The sequence below is a fragment of the Desulfosporosinus burensis genome (genome assembly GCF_054657535.1).
The window spans coordinates 40,097-55,549 of record NZ_BAAHYN010000014.1; the positions used below are offsets into that span (position 1 = coordinate 40,097).

The window sequence follows — 15,453 nt, forward strand, 5'->3', positions numbered from 1 at the left end:
AGTGGATTAAAGGGGGGGAACGGACCTTGCAAGCAGTCCTTCTCATAGATTTTGGCAGTACATTTACGAAAGTGACTATTGTAGACCTTGATTCGGAGGAGATCGTGGGGACGGCCAGAGCGGGTACAACCATTGAAACTAATATTATGGAGGGCTTGAGGGCGGCCTTAGCTCAGATCCCTGAGCCTGCAGGCGGTTGGAATTTTGCTCGCAAGCTCGCTTGCAGTAGTGCGGCCGGTGGTTTAAAAATGATTGCCAGTGGTTTGGTTAAAGAACTTACAGCAGAAGCGGCCAGACGAGCAGCCCTCGGAGCGGGTGCTCGAGTGCTTCAAGTTTTTAGCTACGAACTGACGCCAGCTGATCTGGCTAGAATTATTAGTTATAAACCAGATATCCTCTTGTTAGCGGGAGGAACGGATGGGGGTAATAAGGAAGTCCTCTTAAAAAATGCAGAAATGCTGGGCAAGCTTCCCCAAAGCCTTCCTGTTGTGGTTGCGGGAAATAAGGTAGCGGCTGCCCAGGCTGCAGAAATCCTGCGCAAACGGCATAGTCCTGTGGTTGTAGCAGACAATGTGATGCCAGAGCTCGGCGTCTTGTCAGTAGAATCCGCCCGTTTAGCAATTAGAGATGTGTTCTTAAATCACATCATTCAGGCCAAGGGATTAGACACGGCCGAGGAATTTCTGGAACGGATTATGATGCCGACACCAGCGGCGGTACTTTCAGCAGCCGAACTTCTGGCTGAGGGACATGGTTCTGAACAAGGAATGGGCGAACTCATGATTGTGGATGTCGGGGGGGCTACGACGGATGTGCATTCGATTGCCAGGGGGGATCCGAGTAAACCCAGCGTTATGCTAAAAGGGTTACCAGAACCTTATGCCAAACGAACAGTTGAGGGCGACTTGGGGATGCGCTACAGTTCAGAGGCGTTAGTAGAGGCTGCTGGTCGACGCTTGAGCGACTACCTGGGTTGGGCAGAGGATCAAATTGAATGCCAATTAGGTTTATGTAAAGAAGATCCTTGGCGAATTCCTCAATCAGAGGAAGAAATTAAGTTCGATGTGGCTATGGGCCGAGTGGCTGTAGGGTTGGCTGTAGACCGTCATGTAGGAACGATTGAGGTGGTTTATACCCCATTCGGTGCGACTTATGTGCAGCATGGCAAGGATTTAACGCCACTACCTGTAGTGATCGGAACGGGAGGGGTCCTCCTTCATCACCCCGATGCTTTGGGTATCTTGCGAGGAGCAGTTTTTAACATAGAGGAACCTACGCTTCTCAAACCTCAAAACGCGGTCTTTTACTTAGATAAAGAGTACATTTTAGCAGCGATGGGTTTGCTTCGTGAAGTAGCACCCCTCGCCGCGCTCAGGATCATGAAGAAATATATCGTCAAACTTTAGTAGGAGGGGTTTTAGAAATGGAATTAACGGTTAAACAAATGGACGCAGAAGAGTTTCAGCGCCAGCGGCAGGAAGTTTTGGGGCAATGGGAAACGGGTAAGGACGTTAACTTTGAGGAAGCAGTAGCCTATCAAAAATCATTACCTAAAAGCAAAATCTTTGCTGAGAAACTAGCCGAGGGAAAAGCTCAAGGGATCACATTTGCTCAACCTCGTGCCGGTGTAGCTCTGCTTAATGAGCATATTGAATTGTTGCGTTTCCTGCAAGATGAAGGTGGCGCAGATTTTCTGCCGTCCACGATCGATTCCTATACCCGGCAAAACCGTTACACCGAAGCACAAGCGGGTATGGAAGAAAGTGCGGCTATCGGACGCTCAATGCTGAATGGATTTCCAGCAGTAAACCATGGGGTAGCGTCTTGTCGGCGCGTGGTCGAAAGTGTTCAAGTACCGATCCAAGTCCGGCATGGAACTCCGGATGCACGGCTACTTGCCGAGGTGACGATTGCCGGTGGCTTTACGGATTACGAAGGGGGCGGAATTTCTTATAACATTCCGTATTCTAAAGACGTTTCTATAGAAAGTACGATCAAATACTGGCAGTATGTCGACCGCCTGATCGGTCTCTACGAGGAGCAAGGCGTTAAAATTAACCGTGAGCCCTTTGGACCGTTAACCGGAACGCTTGTTCCACCTGCCATATCCCATGCAGTGGCAGTTCTAGAAGGAATACTGGCAGTTGCTCAGGGAGTTCGCAGCTTGACGCTTGGTTACGGGCAATGCGGTAATCTCATCCAAGACGTCGCTGCTCTGCATACGCTGCCCGTTCTGGCGGAAGAGTACTTAGCAAAACTAGGCTATCCAAAGGTAATGATCACTACGGTCTTTCATCAATGGATGGGTGGTTTTCCACAAGATGAGGCTAAAGCCTTTGGAGTTATTTCGTGGGGAGCAGTGACCGCGGCCTTAGCCAAGGTTTCTAAGGTAATTGTGAAAACTCCACACGAAGCACTGGGTATTCCTACTAAAGAGGCTAATGCAGCAGGCCTTCGTGCCACGAAGCAAGTCTTAAACATGTTAAGAGACCAAACTCTGCCCATGACCGGTGAGTTAGCTTTGGAAGAGACTATGATTTTGATGGAGACAAGGGCTATTCTCGATCGGGTCCTCGAACTAGGCGAGGGAGATGCTGCGGTCGGGACGGTCCGAGCGTTTCAAGCAGGTGTGATTGATGTCCCGTTTGCACCGAGCCGATATAATTCGGGTAAGATTCTCCCAGCCCGGGATACCACGGGAGCTGTGAGGCTCCTAGATTTCGGGAATATCCCCTTTGATGAGACGATCAAGGAGTTTCATCGAGAGCGAATTGCCCAGCGTGGGCGAGATGAGGATCGAGATCCGTCCTTCCAGATGGTGATCGATGACATATATGCGATTGGGAAAGGGATGCTCGTTGGGCGGCCAAGGGGTTAGCATGCCGTTCTTTGGGGTCGCTGGGGATGGACGTTGCTTGAGACACGTTCACGACCGCCGCTCGCAGGCCAAACTAGTCACTCAAGCTCGCCTCCAAACAGGGCGGAACACATGTGTTCCGGCCAAAGCGACCGCAGCGCGCTATGCCATCCCTGGCGCACCCTGCACTAGGCACGTCCTGTGCCGTCGTCCCTGTCGCATGGCCGGCTTCGCACATCCTTGTGCTCAGCCCTTTTTTCCGGGTCGCTTTCGTGAAGTTTGGCGGGCTGCTCGCTTTAGTCGTTCTCTTTGTCTCAAGCAACGTCTATCCTGAGAGGGGGTCATGGTATTCCCGGAAGATGGGGGTTGTTTAGGATGCTAAGCCCCTTGGGGTATTTTAGGCTTGGTTGTGGGCCCGAAACAGGGGGACAGGTCCCTTGTTTCGCCGAAAAGGCAAAACAGTGGACCTGCCCCCTGTTTTAAGGGAGACCTGGGAACCGTTCCCTAGTCTCAAAGGTATATATTAGAAGAGATAACTCATTTGAGGAGGGCTACATATTATGAAGATCGTGGATGTCATTGCTTCGCCAGGGCTTACGGGGTTTTATTTTGATGACCAACTAGCGATTAAATCTGGTGCTACTCATGATGGGTTTACTTACGATGGGGAGCCGCAAACGCCTGGCTTTAAGGCGGTTCGTCAACGGGGTGAGTCAATTTCTGTCATGTTAATCCTGGAGGACGGGCAAGTGGCTTCGGGGGATTGCGCAGCTGTCCAATATTCTGGTGCGGGTGGTCGGGATCCGCTTTTTTTGGCAAAGGATTTTATACCCATTATTCTTGATGAGATTGCGCCTATGCTTATTGGTCAGCAATTGGATTCTTTCCAAAACTTGGTGGGTCAGATTGAGAGTTCGAAACGACCGAATGGGGAACGTTATCATACGGCTATTCGTTATGGGGTAAGTCAAGCAATTCTAGATGGTGTGGCTAAAGCAAAGAAAAAGACGATGACAGAAGTCATACTCGAGGAATATGAACTACCGATGATTCTGGAGCCTGTACCAATTTTTACGCAAACCGGAGATGATCGTTATGATAATGCGGATAAGGCGATTATTAAACGTGCCGGGGTGTTACCCCATGCCCTGATTAACCATGTTGAGACGAAGTTGGGCAAGAATGGAGAGCTGCTTTTAGAGTATGTGGAGTGGCTTAGAAACCGAATTTTGTCGCTTGGAAGCAATGAATATCGTCCAGTTTTGCACATTGACGTTTATGGTACTATCGGAATTGCCTTTGAAGATAATGTGGATCGAATGGTAGACTACTTCGCTAAGTTAGAAAAAGCAGCTACTCCCTTGCATCTAAGGATCGAAGGACCGATGGATGCCGGCAGTTTAAAGAGTCAGATTGAACAACTCAAAGCTTTGCGCGACGCTTTAAGGGTTCGAGGAGTTCGGGTGGAAATCGTGGCGGATGAATGGTGTAATACCTATGAAGATATCGTCAAGTTTGTGGATGCGCAAGCTGCTGACATGGTTCAAATTAAAACTCCGGACTTGGGTGGGATTCAAAACACGATTGAAGCAGTAATTTATGCCAAGAAGTACGGTGTAGGTGCCTACGTCGGTGGATCCTGTAATGAAACAGATTCAGGAGCTCGAACTGCTGTGCATGTATCCCTTGCCACCCGCCCGGATCAAATGTTGGCCAAACCTGGTATGGGCGTGGATGAAGGCTATATGATCGTGCACAACGAGATGAATAGGACGCTTGCTTTGTTAAAAAGGGTTCGTAGGAACAATTAGATACACAATTGTAATCCGTGCACTGATTTATTTGATACGGTGGAAACCTCAGCACTTAATGATTTATTCTTGTGCAGGCACACTTCGAGTGTGCCTGTCTTGTTATGATATAATACTTTAGGGGCGACACCTTGTCTTGCAGGATATTAAAAGGGCCCCTAAAGTCTATGGCCTACCCAGGTGCGAAACCTCAGGAGAATTTTATAAATAAAAGTATAACTCTTGGGGCAATAGTATTCATACAACAGGCGAAAGAAAACAGCATGCACTATATAGTGAGGATGTACTTTCATGGATTGAAGACCCAATAAAGAGGATGAAGCGGAGTTGAGGATTCGGTCAAATATCATGGAACAAGGAGTAGACAACAATTATGAGTAAAATAGGGTTAACAACGACGGTACCAGTTGAAGTAATTTTTGCAGCGGGGGATACACCTATTGATTTAAACAATATTTTTATTACGAGTTCAGAAGCCATGCGTCGAGTGGAAGAGGCTGAGCTGGCTGGTTACCCACGAAATGTCTGCGGTTGGATCAAGGGATTATATACGACGGCCTTGCATAATCCAGACATTCAGAGCATAGTTGCGGTGACTCAAGGAGATTGCAGTAATACGCATGCCCTGATGGAGACCTGGGAAGTGGAGGGGATTGGAATTATCCCGTTTGCTTTTCCATATGATCGAGATCCTGACATGCTCCGTCTGCAAATTAATAAGTTTATGGAAGCCTTGGGTACAACGTGGGAAGCTGTGAATCTGCAAAAGAAACGTCTTGACCAGGTCCGAGCCTTGGCTTGGGAAATTGATCGAATGACTTGGCAAGAAAACCGTGTAAGTGGTTTTGAAAACCACCTCTACCTTGTTTCTTGTTCGGATTTTAACGGCGACCCTGATAGCTTTGCCCGGGAGATGGAGGAGTTTATCCAGACAGCGCGCGAACGGGAACCGTTTTCAGGGCGGGTTAGATTAGGATCACGGGGGAAGGGTCGTGAACTTCGCCTTGGTTTTATCGGGGTTCCACCGATTTTCCCCGAACTGTATGATTTCTTGGAAGAACACGGAGCTCGTGTAGTATTTAATGAAGTCCAGAGACAGTTTGCGATGCCCTTTGAGACGGATGACGTGGTGGAACAGTACCGCTTATACACCTATCCTTATAAAGTCTTTCAACGAATTGAGGATATTGCAAAGGAGGCAGAGCGCCGCCAACTAGACGGAATCATTCACTATACGCAAAGCTTTTGTTATCGACAGATCGAGGATTTGATTATACGAAAAAAACTGGATTATCCTATTTTAACGTTAGAGGGGGAAAATCCAACAGGGTTGGATGCACGTAGTAAAATGAGGTTAGAGTCTTTTTTGTCTATGATTGGAGGGTCGTGAGACACTTGTTCAGCCATGCGTTCGTCGTTGCAAACTAGGGCTTTAAACCCTGATGCAAGAGGGCAGGATTCCCGGCCAAAGCGACGTCCGCTGGCCATGAATGGCCGAGTGTCCCTGTAGCCATGGACGACCCTCTTAAGGGGGCACATTGAAAATTGTTTAGAATATTACAAGGGGGGAATCCCATGTCTGAACAAGAAATTATCTGTGGAATTGATTTAGGGAGTCGGAGTGTGAAGATCGCCCTCATGGTGCATCCGAAGAAAGAGGAGTCTTTAGAAATCCTCCGTTTGGAAAGCTTGGATACGATCCGTTTTTACCGGGAGTATGGGCGAAAGCAGGGAGAAAAGCTGGTTGTGGACTTTGAGGCTTTGGGACTGCCTGTGGTTAAACGCTTAATTTCCACTGGATATGGGCGTAATACTTTGGAACTTGCTGGTGGAGAGGCTATTCCAGAGCTTAAAGCGCATGTGTTGGGAGCGATTCATCAGACCGGGCTCACGGATTTTACGTTGGTAGATCTTGGTGGCCAAGACAGTAAAATCATCCAAGTCCGAAAGGGGAAAATGATCGATTTTATGACGAATGATAAGTGTGCGGCCTCTTCTGGGCGCTACTTAGAAAATATGGCGGGCATTCTTGATGTGTCACTTGAAGAACTAGGGCAATATGTAGATGCTCCGGTGGAGTTGAACTCGACGTGTGCGGTGTTTGGTGAAAGCGAATTGATCGGTAAGATTGTGGAAGGTTTCCCCTTAACTGAACTAGCGGCTGGGGTTAACGCTACAATTGTTAAGCGTATTTTGCCGCTCCTGCGTTCATTCACTAGTGATGTATTGGTCTTTACCGGTGGCGTCGCGCATAACCACGCTGTAGGTAAGCTTTTAGAAGAGGGGTCGGGCAAGAAGGTTGTCGTGCCGAAGGAACCTCAGTTTAACGGGGCAATTGGGTGTTGTATGGAGGGTCGCGATTGAGCAACGTTCTGAAACTTATCACTAGCATGATGAACTATTTCCACGATAAAGTAGTCCTATTGAGTCGTCATTTGGGTCTGAACTTCAACGATAAACAGCTGCATTTCTTAGTCATTGGAATTTTGGGAATAGTTCTCTTTATACTTGTAAATAGGTTGTTCAAGTACCTTGTTCGGTACAGCCTGACGGCAATTTCCTTTATCTACACGTTTACTGTCCTTGTTGTGCTTGTTTTCGCCATAGAGATTGGACAAAAAGTAACGGGTCGAGGCAATATGGAATTCCAAGATATTGCGGAAGGTCTGTGGGGTTTCTTGGTTGCGTTTGTACTTTACATGGGAATTGTAATCATTGCCCGGTGGTTAAAAAGGTTTTTTGGGCAGCCAAGTGTATCCCGTAAGCCTAACAGAAAAAAATAGTTTGAGAATTTAAGTACTAAAGATTAAAACTATAGGTTACATATAGGTCATTCATAGCCCTGATAAGCAGAGTAAGAACTGTTCAGAATAGTTTATCTGAGTTAGAAAATGTTGCTTTCGTAGGAAGGATTATGCAGATAGGAACAAGAATTAAGTAATAAGCTAGATGCGTTTAATAAACTCTTTTAACTAAAGTTAAACATCGAGAGTTTGGTGGGGGAGTCACGATCGGATGAAAATGAATGGAGGAACGGTGCGACCACATTTTAAAAAGTACGGCATGCATCTGTTAGATTGCTAGAACGAGGGAGATCATGAGATACTCTTAAAATATTGGAGGAAAGTTGATGAAAAAATGTAATCTTAAATTAATGACCATAGTTCTTTGCTTATTATTCTCAGCATTAATATTTCCCAAAACCACTTTAGCGTTAAGTACTCCATCGGCACCGATAGATCTAAGAGCTACAGCTGAAAGCTCCAGCGAAATATACCTGGACTGGGAATCTGTAAGTGGTGCTACATCCTATTATGTTTATAGAGCAACCTCGTCTTCGGGTACTTATTCCAAAATTGTAACGACTTCAACCTCAAATCATACGGATACTGACTTGGAAGAAGATACTACCTATTATTACAAAGTTAAGGCAGTCAACAGTTCTGGCACAAGCTCGTATTCGCCTATAGTTTATGCAAGAACTCATTTGGCTGACTACTAAATGTTAAATTGGAACTTGTGCCTCATATTGTCTCTTGCTTTTGCTTTGCTTAGGAGTACAATAAGAGACGGGGATTGGAAATATTCAGAAATGTAGCATTAACCTCGAAATCGTTATGACATAAAAGACTTTTGAGGAGGGGGTAGAGAAGATGAAGGAAATACTCGTGGAAGAGATCATAGCAGCGGTTGAAAGGCTTTGTATTGAGGCAAATTATGACCTTAGTGCGGATATAATGACTGGATTTCATCAGGCATTAAAAGTTGAACGCTCGACCTTAGGCCGTGAGGTTTTAGAACGTCTTATTGAGAACGCAGAAATAGCACACGATGAGAGAGTCCCAATGTGCCAAGACACGGGGATGGCGGTTCTTTTTGTAGAAATCGGCCAAGATTTGCACGTGGTTGGTGGTGGTCTTACCGAAGCCATTAACGAAGGGGTACGCCGAGGGTATGACAAAGGGTATCTACGCAAATCTGTCGTCAAAGATCCCTTCGAGCGAGTCAATACGGGGGATAATACTCCGGCAGTGATCCATTACGATATCGTCCCTGGTGATGCTTTGCATTTAGTGGTGGCACCTAAAGGGTTCGGCAGCGAAAACATGGGGGGCTTGAAAATGTGCAAGCCTTCTGAAGGTCTCGAGGGTGCGATGCAATTTGTGGTGGACACGGTCGATCGAGCGGGTGGAAATCCCTGCCCGCCGATTATTGTCGGAGTGGGCGTGGGAGGGACGATGGAAAAAGCCACTTACCTTGCTAAAAAGTGCTTACTTCGCGAAGTAGGGAAACACAATCCGGAAGAACGCCTAGCGAAAATCGAGGAAGAATTATTGGATCGTGTCAATCGTTTAGGCATAGGGCCCCAAGGTTTTGGAGGAGTAACAACCGCTCTAGCTGTTAACCTAGAAGTGTATCCCACGCATATTGCAGGAATGCCAGTTGCAGTAAACATTGGTTGCCATGCAACTCGTCATAAGGAAATTACCTTGCAAGGGAGGGAAAACTAATGGGTGAAGCTATTCACATTGAAACACCCCTTACCCAGGAAAAGCTTAGGGGCCTGAAGGCTGGAGATAATGTCTTACTAAATGGGATTATTTACACTGGGCGCGATGCAGCCCATAAAAAAATGGTCGAGGCTCTTGAGCAAGGCCAAGATTTGCCCTTTGAGATGAACGATCAAATCATCTATTTTGTCGGACCGACACCGGCTAAAGAAGGGCAAGTGATCGGTTCGGCAGGGCCAACGACGAGCGGACGGATGGACGCTTATTCACCAAAGCTCATCCCAAAAGGCTTGACGGGAATGATCGGTAAAGGGCTTCGTTCACCAGAAGTGATTGAAGCGATGAAGAAACACGGTGCTGTCTATTTTGGAGCGATCGGGGGAGCAGGCGCCCTCATTGCTAAGCGCATTGTTTCGGCTGAGGTCATTGCCTATCCCGAACTGGGGCCGGAAGCAGTCCGGCGCTTAGTCGTGAAGGATTTTCCAGTCATGGTGATTATCGATCATGAGGGAAATAATCTATATGAATCTGGGAAAGCGCTGTACAAAAGGCATAAAGAATAACTCACTTCAGGTGAGGTTTTGAGAGGCTTTTGCGCTAAATGGCACAAAAGCCTCTCATTTAGTATAAACCTGAATAAATTGACTAATCTGATCTGAATAAAGAAAAATCTTTTCTAAGAGAAAGAACACAAAAGTTTCACAAATTCTTAAGGAAGACTCCTTGTTTTTACTGTATAATAAAAATAATGTTGGATCTCTGATAGGAGTTGGCTAAATCATGAATTGCCCATTATGTAAAGCGCGTGAGGTCGGCCGTATTGGCCGTGAACGTTATTATTGCAGAGAATGTTGTCATGAGTGGACAAAGGGAGACGGAGTGGTAAACATATATGAAGTCTTGTCGGATGGGTCGGTGGAACGATTAGAAACATCAGCCGAGCCTCGATCAGTTTCGTCACCTCAGCGGGTTGCCCGTCGACGCGCCGGGTAAGTATGGATTGACAGAATATTCAATAGTTTAGCTATATGGATAAGCACTAAAGAGAGCAGAATAATGGCTCTCTTTAGTGCTTATATGAGTTTAATATCAGATATTCGATAGTTTTGCAGGATTCCCACGATATATAGAGAAATATCATATTAAGAAAGTTTTCAAATAGTGGGGGGAGAAGTATCATGACTGAACTTCAGCGAGATCTTAACTTTCAATGGACGGGTGAAGCTGTAGAATGTGAGAGCGGGATCCATTGGGGCATTGCAGAACAAGCCAATGGAATGGTAGCAATAATCGTAAACTCTCCTGGCGGAATTTTGACGGGTAAACAGGTGAGTGTTCTTGCTCAGATTATTGGCGAGGATGGGGTCCTGAAGAACACTCGTCGCATGACATCTCTACTGCTTATCCCTAAAGAGAAAGTCGAGGCCGCCTTGGATCAACTTCAAACGGTTGGACTCCGTGTGGCAAATTTACACAAAAGTGTTCGAAATATCGCAGCCTGCCCAGGGAAGGGATTTTCCCCCAACTCTCGTGGAGATACTTTAGAACTGGCCAAAATAATCGATGAAGCTTTTTACGCTACAATACTGCCGTGGGATTTTAAAATCGGAATTTCAGGTTGTCCACGCAATTGTACGGGTGTACAGTGCCATGATCTTGGACTAATGGCAGAACCACGTGGTAAATATTCCCTTTGGATAGGTGGGACAGAGTCGGGAATGAATCCAAAACATGGAGTATTAGTGCGTAAGGGGATCCCCAGAGATCTAGTAGTTCCCGTTGTGAAGCGGATTCTGGAAACCTATGTGGCAAGTGCGGCGGAATTAGGAGAAGACCTTGGCGCGAGGGCCCGACTTTATCATGTCATAGAAAAAACAGGATTTGAGCGTTTCAAGCAGGCTGTAGAGGAACTCTTGGACAATACTTCCGCTAAGTAGAAAGAGAAGTTTATTCGATAGATAAATAGAACCTATATTAAAAACCGTTAGAAAGAGGTAGAGAAATGGCAGCACAAGGATTCAGTAAACTTAGTGCCTATAAGGCATTCTCAAAAATGGATAAAGCTTGTGCACAGGGGTGTAAATGTTCTGCCCTGTGTCAATTGTTCATGGCCAAGGAATTTCTCAGTTTGTCTGCGCAGACGGGCGAGAAATTTACAGATAAAATTCCGGAGGATATTCTCGATATGTTCCGGAGTGTACCGCTTATGACAGAACGATATAAAAGCATGGAACTTCAAGAGGCATACTTCGAGGTACAAAGCATTTGTGATAATTGTGCAACGGATGAGCACGATTCCTATTGTACAGTCAACGTAGTGCTGACAGCTCTAGGGATACTGCTGGAGGGCAAAGACTATGTCTCAGATAAAGATCAGGAACTTGCAAATTAGGATAGTTGTTTATTGTTAGATTTGCTGAGAGAGGATGAGTTATTTGACTCGATTACATCAGTTTAGCTTAGACGAGTCTGTTCGATTGCTGAGGATGGATACGGAGCAATTGGCCGTACTTAAAGAGATTAAATTTATTATTGAGCGCGATTCGGATGAAATAATCCGGAACTTCTATGCCCATGTGACGACTTTCCCAGATCTTAAGGCTATTATTGACCGATTTTCCTCAGTGGAGAAGTTGAAAATTACCATGAAGAAATATTTACTGTCACTCTTCCCAGATAAGATCAATGAGGAATTCATGCAGTGGCGCATTACCATCGGAGAGGTGCATAATCGGATTAATCTACCGCCGTTTTATTATTTGAGTGCCAATCAGTTTCTTAATGATGAGATTGTGCCAAGAATTTTCAAGCACTATCGTAAAAAAGTCGACCTAGCTATCTATGCCAGTTCAGCTATTCAGAAAATCTTGAATTTCGATCAGCAAGTTGTTATGGCAAGCTATATCCAGTCCTATATGATTGAAATAGACAAGAAGGTCGAATTAGAGAACGCCCTAAGCGAAATCGATAGTTTGCAACGAAGTGTCAGCGAAGCTAGTCAAGCGCTAGCAGCAACTTCTGAGGAAACGGCAGCTTCTGCGGCGGAGATGAATGAGGCAACTGCACGGATTTCAGGTAATGCCTCTGAAGCAGCTGAATTCTCTCGGCAAGTGGATACCTTGGCGCAAGAAGGTGTTCGGAAGATTCAAATGATATCAGATACAATTTTGCGTTTAGCAACCATGACGTCTGAGATGCAGGGCAAAATGACCGAACTAGATAAAAGCTCTGCACGCATTGCCTCTGTCACCGATGTGATCAAGGAAATCGCTTCTCAAACCAATCTCTTAGCGCTAAATGCTGCTATTGAAGCGGCACGAGCTGGAGACAGCGGTCGAGGCTTTGGAGTTGTCGCGGAGGAAGTCAAGAAGCTCGCCAACCATTCCGAACAGTCCGTCAAGGAGATCAGCGCTTTGATTACAATTACAAAACAGAATACTGTCGCGGTGAACCAATCGATTGCTCAAACTACGGAGGCCATGCACGGCGCTGCAGCGGAGGCCGGGGAAGTGGTTAGCCGCTTTGGAGAAATCATGTCCGCGATTGATGCGAGTATCAAGCAGGTTCAAGGAATCGCCCAACAGATCGATGCCTTATCCTTGACCGCAAGTCAGATCGGAGCGGCTTCTGAGGATGTAGCCAACTCAGCAACCTCTTTAGCGCAAATGGGGTTGCGAAATTAAGAGGGACTTGTATGACACAGCGCTCGGTACTTACGACGCAGAGCAAACTAACCGTTCAAGCTCCTACTATGAAGAGCGGGGTCCCCGCCAAACTCGCCATCCTGCAAGAAGGCCTAATTCGTGCGAAGACAGTGTCTTCGGGCTCGGTTGGCGGCAGTGCACATCCTTGTGCACTGCCCCGTGTCTGGGGTCGGTCGCTTGAACGGAAGTTTGCTAGTCTGCTTACGTAAAGACGTCGCGCTCGTGTCATACTGCGTCCCGGGCTTGGGGTCGAGGAACGGAAGGACGAAGAACGAAGAACGAAAGGTTTGGGAGACGGCACATTTTATATGTGTACCGTCTATGGAAGACAGAATTCGTGCAAGTTGGGGACGGTTCTTGACTTGCATTTTGTGCACTGCCCCGTGTCTGGGATCGGTTCGCTTGTGCGGAAGTTTGCTATTCTACTATAAAGACGTCGCGCTCGTTTCGCACTGAAGTCCTAGGCTTGGGTAGCGGAACGGATGGACGAAGAACGAGGGAATACGAACGAAAGACGAAGGGTTTGGGCTGACGACACAAAACTTGGAACAAAAAGAGCATAAGTGATTTAAGGAGTATCTAAAATTAAAGGAGCGTATTATGACTGAAGATGCCTTTTACATCCGTCGGATGTGGAGCTTCTCCCGTGCGCTTGATCTCGGTTTGGTGGACGAAGAAATCGAAAGCGGTTTACAGGTTGCCTTAGGGCGACGGCACGGAGAACGTGTTGCCTATATTGCGATGCGCTTGGGCAGAAGCCTTAAACTTAGTAAAAAAGCATTGGTCCAGGTTATAGTGGCTGGGTTAGTACACGATATTGGCGCACTCGGTTGCTTCCGAGACTATAATGGGGATTCTCGTATCTTACAAGAACATTGCCTTATGGGAGCGGCTATGGTAGAGCGCTTTCCATCGGGAGAGATTCTTGCCCTAGCGATTAAATACCACCATGAGACTCCAAATCCGGAGTTCGGTGCCTTGCGTATATCACCCGAAGAAGTCCCGTTGATGGCTCGTATTTTGTCTTTAGCGGATCAGATTGATCTTCGATTAAAGCGGAGACTATCTAAGCATCGAGAGCGGGATAAAATCCTAGAATGGGTCGCCATGGAAACTGGGTCGTTATTTTATCCCGAGGTTGCCGCTGCATTTGAAGAGGTTGCTCGGAAAGAAGCCTTTTGGTTAGATATTGAACAAGCGGATTTGCTCCAGATTTCTTTAGGCCTCCTATTCGGACAGTGGCAACTTCCGGCGACGCGTGAATTAGAACTTAGTTTTACTGACCACTTGGCAGACACGTTTGCTGATCTGATCGACCAGAAAAGTAAGTTTACGGCTAATCATTCTCGATCAGTGGCCAAAATTGTAAGGCAATTAGCTAAGGGGCTTGGTTGGGAAAAGGAACGGCTTCATGAAATCTATGTGGCTGGCTTGCTTCATGACTTAGGAAAGCTCGCTATTCCAAAGATAATTCTCGATAAACCGGGGGCGCTTGATTCTTCTGAGATTGAAGTTATTCGGACTCATACGTACTATACACATCGTTTATTAACAGAGGCAGGCTTTCCAACACGAATAGTAGAATGGGCGGCGCATCACCATGAGCGACTGGATGGCAAAGGGTATCCCTTCGCCCTTGCTGAGAAAGATATTGATGTGGGGGCCCGGCTGATGTCGATTGCTGATATCTATGCAGCCTTAACGGAAAATCGACCCTATCGGCCAGCGATGAGTTCAAGTGATGCTCTTAATTTGATTCAGCGTGGGGCAGGCACGATGGTGGATGGGTCTTTAGTGGAGTTAGCAAGAAGGGTCCTTGTGTGACACAGCGCTCGGTGCTTACGACGCAGAGCAAACTAACCGTTCAAGCTCCTACTATGGGGAGCGGGGTTCATCCTTCGGCGATAGTATTATATAAAAGAACCCGCCTACGGCGATAATAATCCTACGCCGGTAGGTATTGTTTGGAGATTAGCGGCTTCGGCGATACTCTCCACTGGAGACTATCGTCACTGGAGACTATCGTGCCAAACTCGCCATCCGCCGTCCATGGATGGACAAGTGTCCCTGTAGCCAAGACTCGAACAGGACGTTCGAGATTAGAGCGCCGCCATGGATGGCAAGGCGCCGTGACGGCGAGAAGGGACCTTGTGCACTGCCCCGTGTCTGGGGTCGGTCGCTTGAACGGAAGTTTGCTATTCTGCTTTCGTAAAGACGTCGCGCTCGTGTCACACTGCGTCCCCGGGCTTGGGTCGGAGAACGGAAGGACGAAGAACGGAAGGACGGAAGAACGAAGAACGAAGAACGGAAGGACGGAAGGACGGGAGAACGGGAGAACGGGAGAACGGGAGGTTTGGGAGACGGCACATTTCATGTGCACCGTCTATGCTAGTCGTGTAAGTCGTGTAAGTCGTGTAAGTCGTGTAAGTCGTGTAAGTCGGGGACGGTTCCTGACTTGCATTTGGATTACGACGGATGGCATATCGACAAACAATAGTATCTGCTCCTCGGACATAATATCAGAAAAAGTATGCTTCTTTCTGTGGTTTGTTTGGTTTGGCGATTAAGCA

At 46.9% G+C, this 15,453-nt stretch carries 17 protein-coding genes; all 17 read left to right on the plus strand.

The genetic code is table 11. The features are described from left to right. The first annotated feature begins 26 nt into the window (after positions 1–26). The 17 genes from glmL to ACYQ3Q_RS22205 all read left to right on the plus strand — a co-directional run bounded on the left by glmL (position 27) and on the right by ACYQ3Q_RS22205 (position 15,450). Positions 27–1,406 (plus strand): methylaspartate mutase accessory protein GlmL, encoded by a 1,380-nt coding sequence (gene glmL, locus ACYQ3Q_RS22125; protein WP_459930649.1) that lies wholly within the window; start codon positions 27–29, stop codon positions 1,404–1,406. A 17-nt stretch (positions 1,407–1,423) separates the two neighbouring features. Beyond that, the gene (locus ACYQ3Q_RS22130; RefSeq protein ID WP_459930650.1) at positions 1,424–2,878 is read left to right on the plus strand and encodes a methylaspartate mutase subunit E; all 1,455 of its coding nucleotides are present in this window, start codon (positions 1,424–1,426) and stop codon (positions 2,876–2,878) included. 1 nt (position 2,879) lies between these two features. Then, complete coding sequence (locus tag ACYQ3Q_RS22135; protein ID WP_459930651.1) at positions 2,880–3,191, plus strand: hypothetical protein; 312 nt, start codon at positions 2,880–2,882, stop codon at positions 3,189–3,191. Between the two features lie 226 nt (positions 3,192–3,417). Beyond that, positions 3,418–4,668, plus strand: a complete 1,251-nt coding sequence (locus ACYQ3Q_RS22140) for a methylaspartate ammonia-lyase (RefSeq protein WP_459930652.1) — start codon at positions 3,418–3,420, stop codon at positions 4,666–4,668. A 373-nt stretch (positions 4,669–5,041) separates the two neighbouring features. Beyond that, positions 5,042–6,058: a 2-hydroxyacyl-CoA dehydratase family protein gene (locus tag ACYQ3Q_RS22145; RefSeq protein WP_459930653.1), complete on the plus strand. Its 1,017-nt coding sequence runs from the start codon at positions 5,042–5,044 to the stop codon at positions 6,056–6,058. Positions 6,059–6,243: 185 nt separating this feature from the next. Further along, positions 6,244–7,032 (plus strand): acyl-CoA dehydratase activase, encoded by a 789-nt coding sequence (locus tag ACYQ3Q_RS22150; protein ID WP_459930654.1) that lies wholly within the window; start codon positions 6,244–6,246, stop codon positions 7,030–7,032. Continuing rightward, the gene (locus tag ACYQ3Q_RS22155) at positions 7,029–7,451 is read left to right on the plus strand and encodes a hypothetical protein (protein WP_459930655.1); all 423 of its coding nucleotides are present in this window, start codon (positions 7,029–7,031) and stop codon (positions 7,449–7,451) included. The genes ACYQ3Q_RS22150 and ACYQ3Q_RS22155 overlap by 4 nt, the downstream gene beginning before the upstream one ends. A gap of 347 nt (positions 7,452–7,798) precedes the next feature. After that, entirely contained in the window at positions 7,799–8,170 is a 372-nt protein-coding gene (locus ACYQ3Q_RS22160) for a fibronectin type III domain-containing protein (protein ID WP_459930656.1), read from the plus strand. 151 nt (positions 8,171–8,321) lie between these two features. Then, positions 8,322–9,179, plus strand: a complete 858-nt coding sequence (locus ACYQ3Q_RS22165) for a fumarate hydratase (RefSeq protein WP_459930657.1) — start codon at positions 8,322–8,324, stop codon at positions 9,177–9,179. Continuing rightward, positions 9,179–9,742: a Fe-S-containing hydro-lyase gene (locus ACYQ3Q_RS22170; protein ID WP_459930658.1), complete on the plus strand. Its 564-nt coding sequence runs from the start codon at positions 9,179–9,181 to the stop codon at positions 9,740–9,742. The genes ACYQ3Q_RS22165 and ACYQ3Q_RS22170 overlap by 1 nt, the downstream gene beginning before the upstream one ends. A 217-nt stretch (positions 9,743–9,959) precedes the next feature. Next, positions 9,960–10,172: a hypothetical protein gene (locus ACYQ3Q_RS22175; protein ID WP_291299971.1), complete on the plus strand. Its 213-nt coding sequence runs from the start codon at positions 9,960–9,962 to the stop codon at positions 10,170–10,172. Between the two features lie 185 nt (positions 10,173–10,357). Further along, complete coding sequence (locus ACYQ3Q_RS22180; RefSeq protein ID WP_459930659.1) at positions 10,358–11,116, plus strand: nitrite reductase; 759 nt, start codon at positions 10,358–10,360, stop codon at positions 11,114–11,116. Positions 11,117–11,181: 65 nt separating this feature from the next. Next, the gene (locus ACYQ3Q_RS22185) at positions 11,182–11,571 is read left to right on the plus strand and encodes a nitrite reductase (RefSeq protein WP_459930660.1); all 390 of its coding nucleotides are present in this window, start codon (positions 11,182–11,184) and stop codon (positions 11,569–11,571) included. Between the two features lie 43 nt (positions 11,572–11,614). Beyond that, the gene (locus ACYQ3Q_RS22190; RefSeq protein WP_459930661.1) at positions 11,615–12,862 is read left to right on the plus strand and encodes a methyl-accepting chemotaxis protein; all 1,248 of its coding nucleotides are present in this window, start codon (positions 11,615–11,617) and stop codon (positions 12,860–12,862) included. Between the two features lie 11 nt (positions 12,863–12,873). After that, positions 12,874–13,092, plus strand: a complete 219-nt coding sequence (locus tag ACYQ3Q_RS22195) for a hypothetical protein (RefSeq protein ID WP_459930662.1) — start codon at positions 12,874–12,876, stop codon at positions 13,090–13,092. 391 nt (positions 13,093–13,483) lie between these two features. Continuing rightward, positions 13,484–14,707: an HD domain-containing phosphohydrolase gene (locus ACYQ3Q_RS22200; protein WP_459930663.1), complete on the plus strand. Its 1,224-nt coding sequence runs from the start codon at positions 13,484–13,486 to the stop codon at positions 14,705–14,707. A gap of 200 nt (positions 14,708–14,907) precedes the next feature. Next, the gene (locus ACYQ3Q_RS22205) at positions 14,908–15,450 is read left to right on the plus strand and encodes a hypothetical protein (protein WP_459930664.1); all 543 of its coding nucleotides are present in this window, start codon (positions 14,908–14,910) and stop codon (positions 15,448–15,450) included. Positions 15,451–15,453: the final 3 nt, after the last annotated feature.